The organism is uncultured Thiohalocapsa sp., assembly GCF_913063425.1.
Lineage (GTDB): Bacteria > Pseudomonadota > Gammaproteobacteria > Chromatiales > Chromatiaceae > Thiohalocapsa.
The window spans coordinates 66,562-79,645 of the sequence record NZ_CAJXYK010000028.1 but is presented as its reverse complement, the minus strand read 5'-3'; the positions used below and the strand labels follow the sequence as shown (position 1 = coordinate 79,645).

10 protein-coding genes are annotated in these 13,084 nt (G+C 70.1%); 7 read left to right on the top strand and 3 right to left on the bottom strand.

Annotation, left to right across the window (positions count from 1 at the left end):
• The 4 genes from QZ607_RS15545 to QZ607_RS15530 form a co-directional block, all read left to right on the top strand.
• On the top strand, window positions 1-305 hold a 305-nt coding region (locus QZ607_RS15545), incomplete at its 5' end, for a hypothetical protein (RefSeq protein ID WP_295884411.1).
• Window positions 306-1,647: 1,342 nt separating this feature from the next.
• A complete protein-coding gene (locus QZ607_RS15540; RefSeq protein ID WP_295884408.1) occupies window positions 1,648-1,911 on the top strand; it encodes an AbrB/MazE/SpoVT family DNA-binding domain-containing protein in 264 nt (87 codons plus the stop codon).
• Window positions 1,908-2,315: a type II toxin-antitoxin system VapC family toxin gene (locus QZ607_RS15535; protein ID WP_295884406.1), complete on the top strand. Its 408-nt coding sequence runs from the start codon at window positions 1,908-1,910 to the stop codon at window positions 2,313-2,315. Before QZ607_RS15540 ends, QZ607_RS15535 begins: the two co-directional genes overlap by 4 nt.
• Window positions 2,316-2,946: 631 nt before the next feature.
• The gene (locus QZ607_RS15530) at window positions 2,947-4,383 is read left to right on the top strand and encodes a C45 family autoproteolytic acyltransferase/hydolase (RefSeq protein ID WP_295884404.1); all 1,437 of its coding nucleotides are present in this window, start codon (window positions 2,947-2,949) and stop codon (window positions 4,381-4,383) included.
• On the opposite strand, the gene QZ607_RS15525 is transcribed toward QZ607_RS15530, so the two are convergent.
• From QZ607_RS15525 to QZ607_RS15515, 3 genes are all read right to left on the bottom strand, one after another.
• Window positions 4,323-5,960, bottom strand: a complete 1,638-nt coding sequence (locus QZ607_RS15525; protein ID WP_295884402.1) for an ATP-binding cassette domain-containing protein — start codon at window positions 5,958-5,960, stop codon at window positions 4,323-4,325. The genes QZ607_RS15530 and QZ607_RS15525 overlap by 61 nt on opposite strands.
• A 64-nt stretch (window positions 5,961-6,024) precedes the next feature.
• Window positions 6,025-7,653, bottom strand: coding sequence for an ATP-binding cassette domain-containing protein (locus QZ607_RS15520; RefSeq protein WP_295884400.1), 1,629 nt, complete (start codon window positions 7,651-7,653; stop codon window positions 6,025-6,027).
• A gap of 183 nt (window positions 7,654-7,836) precedes the next feature.
• Complete coding sequence (locus QZ607_RS15515; protein ID WP_295884397.1) at window positions 7,837-10,062, bottom strand: heavy metal translocating P-type ATPase; 2,226 nt, start codon at window positions 10,060-10,062, stop codon at window positions 7,837-7,839.
• 283 nt (window positions 10,063-10,345) lie between these two features.
• Here QZ607_RS15515 and QZ607_RS15510 point away from each other — a divergent pair, with 283 nt between their 5' ends.
• The 3 genes from QZ607_RS15510 to QZ607_RS15500 all read left to right on the top strand — a co-directional run bounded on the left by QZ607_RS15510 (window position 10,346) and on the right by QZ607_RS15500 (window position 13,027).
• The gene (locus tag QZ607_RS15510; protein ID WP_295884394.1) at window positions 10,346-12,178 is read left to right on the top strand and encodes an ABC transporter substrate-binding protein; all 1,833 of its coding nucleotides are present in this window, start codon (window positions 10,346-10,348) and stop codon (window positions 12,176-12,178) included.
• A 154-nt stretch (window positions 12,179-12,332) separates the two neighbouring features.
• Window positions 12,333-12,587 (top strand): hypothetical protein, encoded by a 255-nt coding sequence (locus tag QZ607_RS15505; RefSeq protein WP_295884392.1) that lies wholly within the window; start codon window positions 12,333-12,335, stop codon window positions 12,585-12,587.
• The gene (locus QZ607_RS15500) at window positions 12,584-13,027 is read left to right on the top strand and encodes a type II toxin-antitoxin system VapC family toxin (protein WP_295884390.1); all 444 of its coding nucleotides are present in this window, start codon (window positions 12,584-12,586) and stop codon (window positions 13,025-13,027) included. Before QZ607_RS15505 ends, QZ607_RS15500 begins: the two co-directional genes overlap by 4 nt.
• Window positions 13,028-13,084: the final 57 nt, after the last annotated feature.

The following is a 13,084-nucleotide window of genomic DNA, read 5'->3' as shown; positions in this document are numbered from 1 at the left end:
ACCCGCGCCGCTTCCCGAACATGAGCGAGCAGATGGCGGCCATCGTCGGCTTCGTGCTCGACGAGACCTTCACCGAGCCGGCCATCGCCGAGCTGCACCTGACGCCGGACGGTGGCGTGCTGGCCGTGCCGGTGACGGCCGCGGGCGAGCGCGGCCAGGCGGCGTTCATCGGCGCGGCAGCGGATTTGCAGGCGAATCTGTCGCGCCTCGGGATGGCGGCGGGGCTGGACGATTCGCAGTGGGCGGCCTACGCCGACTTGGTGCGCGAGCGCGTCGGGCTGAACCTGGAGATCAAGCGGACCTGATTGCTTGGATGCGACCTAGAGTCAGCGCCTGAGCCGCAACGCCAGCAGCGGCCCCTCCACCGCCCCCGGCGCCCCCACCGCCTCCGCCCACCCGAAGACCCGGACGGCGGATGCGCTGCGCTGATCCGCCCTCCCATTGAAAAGCCAAATGGAATATTTTTATCTTCATCTCCGCGGTCTCGCGCAACGAAGCGTCAAACACGGTGATAAATTGGCTCTATCATCCATGTCTGTCCGGCATCGGCGCGTGTTTTCCGTTGGTGCGATCGGTCGCGTCCGGATGTGCACCGCCCGGGGTCGACCGAACCTCCCGCATGGGATGTCCGCTGCGGCGGCATCGAATCGGTTTCATCGGGCATCGGGTCCGGGGGACATCCCGAGCGCCGCCTCAAGACCACGTCGGGGCCTGCATGGGTCCGAGGGTGGATCGGAGGTCGGCGCCGGGACGAAACCGGTCTCGCACGGGCTGTGATCAGCTGCTCATGACGCGCTCCTCGGCGGTGGCGGCGATCGATGACCTGCGAGGCGGCTCAGGCCTCGGGCAGGGCGTTGAGGTTGACCAGACGCTCGGCGTCGAACGGGTGGCCGTTGGCGTGGGGCCAGAAGGCTTTGGCGACCTTGCGCATCAGCTCGATGACCTGTTTGTGCTTGATCGCACCGGGGCGGGCGGTCTTGAGCTACGGTGCTCACCTTGTTTCTGTACCGTCACTCAGCGGGGGTGGGGTGCGCGGTCAACGCCCAACTGCGGGGCTGACGGACGTCGGGACGGTGCAGGCGCGCGCGTTCCGGGGTGCTGGCGCGTGCATCTGCGGGGCAGGGTGCCACCGGCGGACGAGAGGGGTTGCAACGTGCCCTGCGCGAGAGAAGGCGGCGACCAGGAGACGCGCTGATCGGGCTCGAAGTCGGACTCGGGCTGTTTGAGGAGGTCCCAGTCCGGCATCGGCTCGGGTGTCTCGTCCCAGGCGGGCGGTCCGCGTGCGGGCGAGATCGGGGGTGGACGCGGCGGCTCACCGATATGGGTAGGAATCTGCTCGACGGGCGCGGCCGCGGTGATGACCACGAGACAGCCTGTCCAGGCGGGGCCGGAGACCTGTGTCTTTGGGGCGAGCCTGCCGCTGTTGACCTAGACTTCAGGCCAAATCCCTGCGCCCGCAGCAAAGCTGCCGTCTGCACCACGACCCGGTGGCCCAGCTCCTGGAGCAGTTTAAACAAGGCGATTTCGTGGTCCGTCCCTGAGTGTCCCGCTTACTTCCCGTCCCCTATTTCCGCCGTCGTTTGACTTACCGCGTAAGCCTATCTACGCTCGACGGCGATTTCCGGTTCACCACCGGGAGCGTTCTGCTTGACCACCGTCGTCGTCTCCTCCAAAGGCCAGATCGTCCTACCGGCTGCGCTTCGCCGACGGCTTGGACTCGGTGCCGGCACCAAGCTCGATCTGTCCGAGGAGCCGGATGGGCTGCGGCTTCGCATCACCCGCGCTGTTCCCGAATCCGCTGTCACAGACCTCGCAGGATTGGTTACGGCCCCTGCTCGCGGGAAGCCACGCCGATTGGATGACTTCGATCCCGCATCGCTGCTGGCACGCGAGCGCGATCCAGAGTCATGAAGTCGCTTGATACCAATGTCCTCGCCCGCTTCTTCATCGACGATCCGGACGATGCCCAAGCCCTCCGGCAACGCCCCGCCGCCGTGACTGCGCTGTCCGAGCCGGCCTATGTCACCGCCACCGTTCTGCTTGAGTTTGAATGGGTGATGCGCGGCTTCTATGAGCTGCCCCGCACCGACATTGAGCGGGTGCTGCGGGCATTGCTCGGCATCGGCCACCTGACCGTCGAGGATCGGGACGCCCTGTTGGATGCGCTCGACCACTTCAGCGCCGGGATGGACTTTGCCGATGCAGTCCATCTGACTCGTAGCCACCGGGCAGCCGCGTTCGTGACCTTCGACCGCCGGCTGGCCCGCCGGGCAGCGGTGTTGGGCTGCGCAACACCGGTCGAGCTCCTGGGCTGAAGGCCGCGGCGTTGGCTGAGTCGCGGCGCCGATGCCGAACGCGCTGCTGGAGGGCATGGCGACAGCGCCGGGAGAGCAGATCTTGTCCCTGGCTCGGACCACCGGCATCAGCCTGGCGCACGCAATCTCTCTCCAGCAAGCATGCCTGTCGCCGCATCGTTGCGTAGAAGACCCCGTCGCCCGGTGTCCGCAGCGCGATACCAAGGAGACGCTGCGCCGAGCGGCGCAAGCGTACCCGCAACCAAGGCCGCGAGCGCTGACCCACGCCAATGCCAGGAGGCCAGAACGACCGATCAGGGCCTGCTGTCCGTCAACGACCTCGGAACCCTGTGCAACAGCGCATCCGCGCGCGCCGCCCGGGTGCCGCGTCATCCACGTCGGGTATAACCCCGCGGACTGCCGCGGCGGCTCGCGTCGGGCCGGACTGAAACGGACCCCGCGGCAGCTGCGGCGACGCCGCGTTGTGCTGGCGAGAGCAGTTGTTGTGAACAGCAAATGACCCCTTCCGGAAAAGGCTGCGACCAACGCCTGGGCGGGCGAGCGCAGGCGGTCGCGACTTGTGGGGGCGACAGCGCTGCGACCATACTTGCCGGCTGGTTCCACTCGACGCAGGCGCCCCCGAGCCCGCTCCATGCCAACTTCTGCAGCCAGTTGCCGCGGCGCCAACCTCTGCATGGGCGCCGGCCTGCGCCGATGGTGCCTGCGCCGGCTGGTCCGCGTGCCGGGCCCGCGCGGCTGGGCGCTCGCCGCCTTGGTCTGGACCGGGATCGGCTGCGCGGCGCCGCCGACCGAGGGTCGGCTGCCGGTGCTCTCCGTCGCCACCACCGGCCTGACGCCCACGGCGGTCGGCGCCCGCCTCGGCGAGCTGACCAAGGCCGCCTTCCCGGACCTCGAGGCCCGTTGGGACGGCGTGTTGGCGCAGCTGCTTGCGCCAGAGCATGTACCGGAACTCCTTGCGCAGCGGGTGGAGCCGCTGCGTGCCGCGGGCATCGACGCTGCCACGCGCGCCGAGCTGGCCGGCTTCGCAGGGGCGCTCGACCTGGTGGGTCGCACCCGCCTGGGGGACGGCCACCTGTCGCTGGACGAGTTTTGGCTGGTGCAGTTCCTGCCCGATCTGACACCGCTGTCGGGGGGCTCCGCCCTGGCCCTGCATGGACACCGCCCGGGCGCTGCGCCGGTCCTGCTGGGCCGCAACCTGGACCTGCCGGGCCCGGCGGCGCTCCAAGGCCTTCAGGCCATCACCCGCTGGCAGTCGGTGGACGGCTCCCTGGTGAGCCCCGGGCTCGCCGGCTTTCTTGGCGTACTGAACGGCTTCAACGGGGACGGCGTCTACGCCGCCCTGCTCGCCGCCGAGCACTCCCCCGGCGGTCGCGCGTCGAGCGGCGAGGAGCGGGCCGTCGCCTTCGCCGTCCGCGCGGCGCTGACCCGGGACAGCGCCGCCGGCGCCGCGCGGCTGCTGCGACGGGGGACTTACCTGGGCAGCCACAGCGTGCTGCTCGGGGACGCCCGCGAGGCCATGGTGCTGGAGCTGCCCGCGGCCGGGGCGCCAGTGCTGCGCCGCCCCGACAGCCCGACGCGCCCGGAGATGCCCTGGAACCGGCCGGGCCGGCTGGCGGCGGTCAACTGCCTGGTTGCAGCGGATGTGGGCGGGCGCTGCGACGACCTCGGCGACCGCTTCCGCTGGCAGCGCCTGCGCCGGCTGGCGGCGGACGCGGATGCAGGGGCAACAAGCCCCGTGGACCTCAGGCGCGTTCTGCTCGACCCCCTGCCCCGGGGCCACGCGATCTTCAATGCCGCCACCGTCCAGTCGATGATCTTCGAGCCCGCGAGCGGCGACCTTCTGCTCTATGCCGCGCAACCCGACGGGCCGCATCTTGCCGAGCCGCTGATGCAGCGCTACGTGGGGCTGGCGCGGACGGCGGGCAGCGGCAGCGGGCACCCGGGCGCCTGGGTCTGGGTGCTGGCCGCGCTGCTGCTCGCCGGCGGCGCTGCCGCGCTCTGGCATGTCTATCCGGCTCGCTCCAGCAAGCGCCCATCAGAGACGGCGAGCACCCGGTCGGCGACGTGAAACCAGTGATCATCGTGGGTGACGCAGATGACGGTCAGGCCATCTTCCTTCAGCGTCGGCAGCATCTGTTCGTAGAAGTGCCGGCGGAAGTCGGGGTCCTGGTCCGCGGCGAGCTCGTCGAGCACCAGGATGGGCCGTTCTTTCAGCAGCGCGGCGAGCAGGGCGATGCGCTTCTTCTGGCCGGTGGAGAGGGCGAGGTTGCTGAAGCCCTCATCCGTGTAGCAGGTCTTGTCGGCCAGCCCCAGCTCGGCCAGGCCGCGGTTCACGTCGGCCGGGTCGATCTCCGGCAGGCCGTACAGGCGCTCGAACAAGTGTGAGTCCGTGAAGACGGTGGCAAAGCGGGTCCGGTAGCCGGGGCGCGCGTCATCGTCGATCACCTGCCCGTCCAGCAGGACGCGCCCGGCCTGCGGTCGATAGAGGCCGGTGAGCAGCTTCAGGAGCGTCGACTTGCCGCTGCCGTTGCCGCCGACGATGAAGACCAGCTCCCCGCGGCGCAGGGTCAGGTCCAGCGGGCCGACCGCGAAGGCTTGCTCGCCGCCATCGGCATATTGAAAGGCGACGCCATCCAGGACGATGCGCTCGAAGGCCGGCCCAGCTTCAATGAACGTGGCGCTGGGCGTGAGGCCGTCGGCCGTGGCCACGGCCTTATCCACCCTTGCCTCCAGGTCATAGAGTGCGCTCACCGCGGCGTCCACCTTGGCCATCATCGGCAGCGCGCTCGCCAGGGTCAGCATCGGGTCAGTCAGGAACAGCGCCGTGGCGGTGACGGTCAGCACCGTTTCGGCCGACGCCTGCACCAGCGCCGGCACCAGGAAGACCACCAGGGTCAGCACCAGATAGCCGGCGCCCTGGGTGAGCAGGATTTCTCGCATCTGACGCCGGTTGGAGGCGCGGCGCACCGCCTCCGTCTGCCGGCACAGCCGGGACAGCTCCGCGGCCACGCCGTCGCCGACGCGGCGGTCCGCCATCAGCTCCTTGAAGCCCGCGAGCTGGCCCGCGAGCTCGCTTGCATAGCGCGCGTCGGCCGCGTCGGCACGGGCCAGCTCCCCGGCCGTGATGCGGAAGTGGCTCACCAGAATGGGCAGCAGGACGCCGAGCACCAACAGCAGCGTCAGCGCGCTCGCCGGCGACAGCCAGAACAGATAGGCGAGAGCGCAGGCGAGCATCAGCATGGACTTGGCGCCCCGCACCAGCAGCAGCACGCCCTGGGAGAGCATACCCGCGTCCCGCAGCAGCGGGTCGAAGGCGGCGACACCGCCCTGCGCTTCGACGAAGCGAAGACCGCAGCGACGGACCTTGTCGGCGACCCGCAGGCGCACCCGGCGCAGGCTGGTCTCCACGGCGCGCACCGACTCGGTCGCCGCATAGCGCTGGGCGGCGTTGTTGATGGACCAGCCGAGCAGGAACAGCAGCGGCGTCTCCAGCCCGAGCCGGCCGGCGGCGATGCGGTCGGCAGCGGCGTTGACCACCATCATCATGAACGTCACCGCGGCGCCGGCGAGCCCGGCCATGGCGACGATCTGTCCGCGCGGGGCATCGCTCTCCCGCGCGAAAAGCCGAAAGATGCTCAGCGCCATGGCGCTGGCCCGCCGGTGCTGTCAGGCGCCACCGCAGCGGTGATGCGCCCGCCATCCCAAGCGCTCACGCCCGGCCTCCAACGACGCCGCCGCGCTCCTGCTCAAAAAGGCGCCCATCGCGCATGCGCAGGACGCGATCAGCGACATGGAAATAGTGGTCGTCGTGGGTCACGCAGACCAGGGTCATGCCTTGTGCCTTGAGGGCGGGGAGCATCTCCTCGTAGAAGCGGCGGCGGAACGGCGGGTCCTGGTCGGCAGGAAGCTCGTCGAGAACCAGGATCGGCCGCTCCTTGCCCAGCGCCGCGAGCAGGGCGATGCGCTTGCGCTGCCCGGTGGACAACGCCAGATCGGTAAAGCCGTCGGCGGTATAGCGGGTCTTCCCGGCGAGGCCAAGCTCGGCGAGCCGCTCGTTCACCGCCGCCGGAGCGACCTCCGGCTGCCCGTGGAGGCGCTCGAACAGGTGGAAGTCCGTGAACACCGTCGCGAACAGGGTGCGATAGGCCGGGCGCGTGTCATCGGCGACCGCTTCGCCATCCAGCAGCACGCGGCCGGCGGCGGGGCGGTAGAGCCCGGTGAGCAGCTTCAGCAGTGTCGACTTGCCGCTGCCGTTGCCGCCGACGATGAACACCAGCTCGCCGCGGCGCAGGGTCAGATCCAGCGGCCCCACCGCGAACGTGCTCTGCCCGTCGCCCACGGACGCGTCGCCCAAGGCCCCATCGCCGATGCCGTAGTGGAAGCCGACGCCGTCGAGCTCGATGCGCTCGAAGCCGCCCGGCCCAACGGCCGGCGGCAGTCCATCCGTGGCCGCCGAGGCACGGTCCAGGCGGTCCTCCAGTGCATAGAGGTCGCTGACCGCCGCGTCGAAGCGCCCGAGCACGGGGATGGCGGCGGCCAGCTCGCCGACGGGGCCGAACAGGAACAGCACCGCCGTGGCCAGCTCGTGGCTCATGCCTCCGCCCTGGCCAAGGGTCAGGGGCACCGCGAACATGACGGCGAACATCAGCAGCGACAGCATGGAGCTGGCGAAGTTGATGTCGCGCACATGCCGCTCGGTGGCCGCGAGCTTGACATCCAGCGACTCCCGGGAGCTCCGACCCAGGTCCGCGAGGAGCCCATCGCTCAGGCGGCGGTCCATCACCACGTCCGAAAACCCGCTGATCAGCTCCCCGAAGCGGTGGAAGAAGCGCCCCTCGACGGCGGATGCCCGTTGCAGCAGTGGGCGGGTGCCCGCGTAGCCGGCGCCCAGCACCGGCACCGTTACCGCGAGGATAGCGACGATGGCGACCAGACCGGCCGGCGACAGCAGCGCCAGGTAGATGAAGACGAACACGAGCACGGAGACCGCCTGCGCCGCGACCACCAGCAGCACGGTGCCCTGGGAGATGACGCCGATCCGGGTCAGTGGCGCATAGGCGTCGATGCCGCCCTGCTGCTCGACGAAGCGCAGGCTGCTGCGCCGCAGCTTCTCGGCCGCACGCACCTTGATGCCGGTGATGGCCTGCTCCACCGCGTCGCTGGAGCGGCTCAAGGCCAGCCATTGCGCCGCCGCGGTGGCGCCATAGACACCGACGAACGCGAGCGCCAGGAGCCAATGCTCTTCGCCCTGGTAGACGCCTTCGGCGGCCATGTTGATGAGTGCGAGCAGGAGCGCCTCGCCGGCGCCCACGAGCAGGATCGCGAGCCCGATCGGCACCCAGCTCGCGTCTATCTCCTCGGCGAGGAAACGAGACAGATGGCGCCTGGAACGGCTGCGCGGCGATTCGGCGGACCTGGGCTGCGGCGGCTGTAAGCTCATTCCGTGGCTTGTCGCCGCGGCGTCGGGGCCGGGAACGGATTGCGTGGCGGGCGCGCTTTCAACGTGACTGCGCCGCGGGTCTCAGCGCGCCTGGCCCATGGCGTCGCGCGTCGTCCGCGCTGTCTCTGCGCGGGGCGCAGGCTTCGCCCCGGCGACCGCGGCCCGCGGCAGCTCGATGAGCCTGGCGGACCCGGGACCAGGCCCCCGCGCATTCGCAGTCGGCGCCGGCGTGTCGGCCGCCGCCGCAGGGGCGTCCGCGTGGGTGCTGTCCGCATTGGAGACATCCGCACGCAGGCCATTCAGCAGCCCCAGCGCCAATCCGAGCTGGTTCAGCATCACCGCGGGCAGGAAGCCGAGACCGAAGCCCAGGGCACCGACAATGCCGGCAAGGCGCGGCACCGCGACCAAGGCGTAGGTCCGATTGAGCGCCCGGCGGCTGTCGTCCGCCGCCGCGAGCAGCTCCGGCAGCCGGTGCAGTCCCCCCTGCAGCAGCACCACCTGGGCGGTGTCGGTCGCGGCACTGGCAGCGCCGGCCAGGGACACCGAGACATCGGCCTGCTTCAGCGCAATCGCGTCATTGATCCCGTCGCCCACGAAGCATACGCGCCGCCCTTCACCCTGCAGCGTGCTCACCAGGTTCGCCTTGCCGGCCGGCAGGACCTCGGCAAAGCAGCGATCGATGCCAAGCTCCCGGGCGAGGCTGCGTGTTGGGGCCTCGCGGTCGCCGGAGATGATCGCCAAGGTCAGGCCGCGCGCATGCAGGGCGCGGCAGACGGCCGCGGCCTCCGGACGTGGGCGCGCGCACAGCTCCAATGCGCCGAGGGAGCGACCGTCCGCCGCCACGTGGACCAGCGCGGTGCCGGCCTCGCGACAGGCCGCGGCCAGCTCCTCGACGGCTTGCGGCAGGGTCACGCCGGCGCTGGCGAGGAAGCGCGCACTGCCGACGAGGATGCAGCGGCTGTCGATGTGCGCGGCCAGGCCATGGCCCGGTCTGAGCTCGACGTGCTCGGGCTCGCCCACGGCGATGCCCGCTTCCTCCGCATGGCGGCGGATGGCGCGTGCGATGGGATGCGACTGGCGATGCTCGGCCGTTGCGACGAGGCGCAGCAGCTCGGCCCGCGCAGCACCGACAGCGGCCACGCGTCCGATCCTCGGCGTCTCCTCGGTCAGGGTCCCGGTCTTGTCGAAGACGACCGTGTCGATGTCGGTCAGCATTTCCAGCACGCGCCCATCCTTGATCAGGACACCGCTGCGCGAGAGCCGGCGCAGACAGCTCATGATGCCGACTGCCCCGGCGATGGTCAGGTTGTCGCGGGGTGGTGCGTTGATGAGGGCCGCGGCGCCCGAAAAGCCGATGGCGGGCATGCTGGCGAGCCCCAGCGCCAGGCTCGGCAGCGCCAAGCCGTCCACCATGGTCTCGGCGCGCAGCTGACGGCCTGTCTTCGCGTGCACGGTGCAATCCAGGATGGCGCCGATGCGGGCGGCGGCGGTGTCGTCTCCTGCACGCTCCACACGCACCAGCAAGCGCCCGGAGTAGACCCGGGTCAAGGCCAGCACGGTCTCGCCCGGCTCGCGCTCCACCGGCTGTGACTCGCCGGTCAGCAGGTGCTCATCGAGCATGGCCGTTCCGCGGACCACGACACCATCGACCGGCACTGTTTCACCGGCCTCGATCAGAACCTGATCACCGACAGCCAAGGCCGCGCTCGGCATCTCGACCGTTTGGTTGCCGCGCACTACCCGGACCTGACCGGGTTGTTGGCGAAAGACATCGGTGATCGCGTGCTCGGCATCGTTCTTGACACGCGCAACAATCCGGCGACGCAATGCCGAGAGCAGCAGGGGCACATTGGCCAGCGCCATGTTGTCGCCGGCGACAAAGCCGCCGACGATCACCGCGTGCAGCACGTCCACGTTGACCTGTCGCCGCACCACCAGATGCCGATACGCGCTGGCGAACGTATAGCGCGCGTTATAGAGGGTACCGGGCAGGCTGGCGAGGAGCAGCGGCGGATACCAGAGCTTTCCGATCAGCGCCAGTCCCAGGGAGCCTGCTGCCAGGACGACGCTCTGATCCACGTCCGTGTCCACCAGACTCGGCGGCTCGCCGCCGCCTTTGGGCCGGTCCCGCCGGGCACCGGCGGCCGACGCCGACTGCGCCGAGGTTGCAGGGTCTGCGCCTCCTGCCCCGGCTGTCGCCGCACGCGCCGCCGCCTTCAGCCGGCGGGCCGGCCGTTCGCCGACGCTGCCTGCGGCACCGGTCGCAATGCAGCCGAGCGCGCGCAAGGTGGAGCTGTGCAGGAGCATTGAGTCGCACCGTCGTGGGGCCGCAGGAAGGCAAAGCTGATAGGTTACGCCGCGCCAGCCCCAGAGGCCGCGGTCTGCGCATGCACGGCCAAACACGCCCTTGTCACTGGCAAGGATGTCCAGCGCCACGCGCACCGGCTCGCAGGGCGCCACATGGCTGCGTCCGGCGCAGGAGGTCACGAACCCGACTGCACGCTCGTACTCGGGGCAATCGCGGTTCTAGGGTCGGAAGATTACCATCAGGCCAAAGATGCATAGAAGGCGCGAAACCGCGCCGTGGAGCATGACCTTGCCGAACACCCTGCGCAGCGCCAATCCACCGGCACGCGGCCACCGGCGGCAAAGGCGCATCGACGCCCCCCGCCGCAGTGCCAGCCGCAATGGCCTGTGCGGCACGCCGGCGGCCGCGGTATGTCTGCTCGCGCTCGCACTCGGCGCTGCCACCGCTGCCGGCGCTGCCGGCGCTGCCGCCGGCGACGCCGGGCCGACGGCAGCGGCGGACGCTGCGCCCGCGGCGGAGCCGGTCGCCATGCCGCCGCTCCCGGCGGCCGACCCGGGACCCGCCGGCACAGTCCCGGGGGCTGCGCAGCGCGATCCCGCCCTGCTGCGCGTGGCCTTGCTCAACTACCCGCTGACATTGAATCCGATCTTCACCGCAGCCCCATCCACCACCATCCCGGGCGCACAGCTCTTCGCGAGCCTGTTCCGCCTGGATGCGGACGGCGCGCCGCAGCCGTATCTCGCACGGCGGTGGTCCCTCTCGCCTGCGCGTGATGCGCTGACCGTACATCTGGCGCCCGATGCGCGCTTCCACGACGGCGAGCCGGTGACCTCCGCCGACGTCGCCTTCTCGATCCTGGCCACCCGCGATCATCACAGCTTCAACACCATGCTGGCGGACGTGGTGGGCGTTGACACGCCGAGCCCGGGCACCGCCGTCATCCGCCTGCGCCACCCGCATCCGGCCTTGTTCATGGCCTTGTCGGTGCCGCTGACGCCGATCCTCCCCGCGCACGTCTACGACGATGGCACGCCGCTCGCCGAGCATCCTGCCAATCAGCGGCCGGTGGGGTCCGGGCCCTTTCGCTTTCATCGCCGCACCGCGGAGGACGCCATCGAGCTGGTGCCCTTCGACGATTATCGCCTCGGCCCGCCGCCGGCCATCGAGCGCCTGCTCCTGGTGCATTATCCGACCGTGACCCAGCACGGGCTCGGCCTCGCGCGCGGGGAGATCGATCTCGGCGTCCTCGGCCCGCCGGAGATGTTCGATCTACTCGGGGTCCCGGCCGGGCGCTACCGCCTCACCGGCGCGGGTCAGTCCGGTATCGGCCGGTTTTTGTTCGGGGTGGCATTCAACATGCACCGCCCGCCGTTCGACCGCCGTGAGGTCCGCCGGGCCGTCGCCCATGCACTCGATCGCGAAACGCTGTACACGACCCTGCTGCCCGACTCCCAGCAGCCGGCCGACGGCCCCTTTCCGCCGGAGCATCCCTTCGCGTTCCCGGCCATGGACCAGCGCTACCCGCACGACACGGCCCGCGCCGAGGCCCTGCTCGAGGCCGCCGGACTGCCGCGGGATGCCGACGGCCGGCGCACCCGTGTGGTCCTGCTGATGCCGCCCGCCGGGCTCTACTTCGAAGCGGTCGCCCGTTACACCGCCTGGGCGCTCGACCGCAGCCTGGGCATCGAGGTGCACATCGAGACCGAGGTCGACCCCCGGGTTTGGGCACAACGGCTCGCCGCCGGCGATTTCGACCTGGCATCGGTCTTCTACCTGCCCTGGGGCGATCCGCTGATCGGAATGCACCGCCTCTATCACAGCGGGGCCGACCGCGCCGAGCACCTCTACCCGAACGCACCGGGCTATGCCGATCCTGCCATGGATGCACTGCTTGACGCCGCCGGCCGCACCGAGGACGCGTCCCGGCGCAAGGCCCTGTACCGCAGCGTGCAGGCGCTCGCCGCGGAGGACCTGCCCTACCTGTGGCTGTCGCACATCCCCTTCCCGCTCGTGATCCGCCGCGATCTCCACTTCCCGCTCGACTCCCCCTGGGCGCTGACACAGCCCTACGACGGCGTCGCCTGGCAGGCCGAGGCGGCGCCCGCGGAGCGCTGAAGACGTGCTGATCCTGGTCGCCTCCGGGCATCGAGCGGCGCACCACCTCTGGCCGCACGCAGTGAGCGAGATCCCAGCCCGACGCGGCGATTTGCATGCACAATGCGCATGCAATATCTTGTGCCCCAATACAGCCACTTCCCGAGGTGCTGCAATGGCCATGCTCACGGTGCGTCAAATCGATCGAGCCGACAAGGAATGGCTCCAGAACGAGGCAGCGCGACAGCAGCTCTCGATGGAGGAGCTGGTTCGGCGCTTGATTCATGAGAAACGGCGACAGTCGATGGAGCAGAGCAGCCCGTCGGACATCGTGCGGCGTCATTTTGGGCCGCAAGGGGGAATCGATCTGGGCGAGCGGCGGAGATTCGACTTCGATATGCCCACTTTTCCGGAAGCGGATGCGCCGTGAGTGGCGACGTCTACCTGCTGGATACCAATGTGGTCTCCGAGCTGATGCGCCCGGAGCCAAGCCCCGCCGTGCTCGCCTGGATCGATGCCGCGGGTGTCGCCGCACTGGCCATCTCCGCGGTCAGCTGCTGGGAGATTCGCTGCGGCTTGGCCCTGCTGCCGGAAGGAAAGCGGCGCAACGACCTGACAAGGAGCTTCGATGGCTTGGTTGCCGAGCTTTTCGGTGCTGGCGTTCTGGATTTTACGGCGGCGGCAGCGGAGCGATGCGCATCGATCATGGCGCGGAAACGCGCTCTGGGGGAGCCCCTGGACGAGCATCTGCCGGATGCCATGATCGCCGGTATCGGCGCCGCGGCTGGACTGACTGTGGCCACGCGCAACCGAGCGGAGTTTCGCAACTGCGGACTGACGCTGATAAACCCCTGGGGTCATGGCGAATAGGACGGCAACGGCCGGCCTCTTGCAATCGTCACCCAGCACGTGCTCGGCGGCGCCCGC

What these genes read in the sequence shown, in the direction of transcription:
- QZ607_RS15530 (WP_295884404.1), top strand. Translation starts at nt 2,947, where the DNA reads ATGCCAACTTCTGCAGCCAGTTGCCGCGGCGCCAACCTCTGCATGGGC.
- QZ607_RS15510 (WP_295884394.1), top strand. Translation starts at nt 10,346, where the DNA reads ATGACCTTGCCGAACACCCTGCGCAGCGCCAATCCACCGGCACGCGGC.
- QZ607_RS15515 (WP_295884397.1), bottom strand. Translation starts at nt 10,062, where the DNA reads ATGCTCCTGCACAGCTCCACCTTGCGCGCGCTCGGCTGCATTGCGACC.
- QZ607_RS15505 (WP_295884392.1), top strand. Translation starts at nt 12,333, where the DNA reads ATGGCCATGCTCACGGTGCGTCAAATCGATCGAGCCGACAAGGAATGG.
- QZ607_RS15525 (WP_295884402.1), bottom strand. Translation starts at nt 5,960, where the DNA reads ATGGCGCTGAGCATCTTTCGGCTTTTCGCGCGGGAGAGCGATGCCCCG.
- QZ607_RS15535 (WP_295884406.1), top strand. Translation starts at nt 1,908, where the DNA reads ATGAAGTCGCTTGATACCAATGTCCTCGCCCGCTTCTTCATCGACGAT.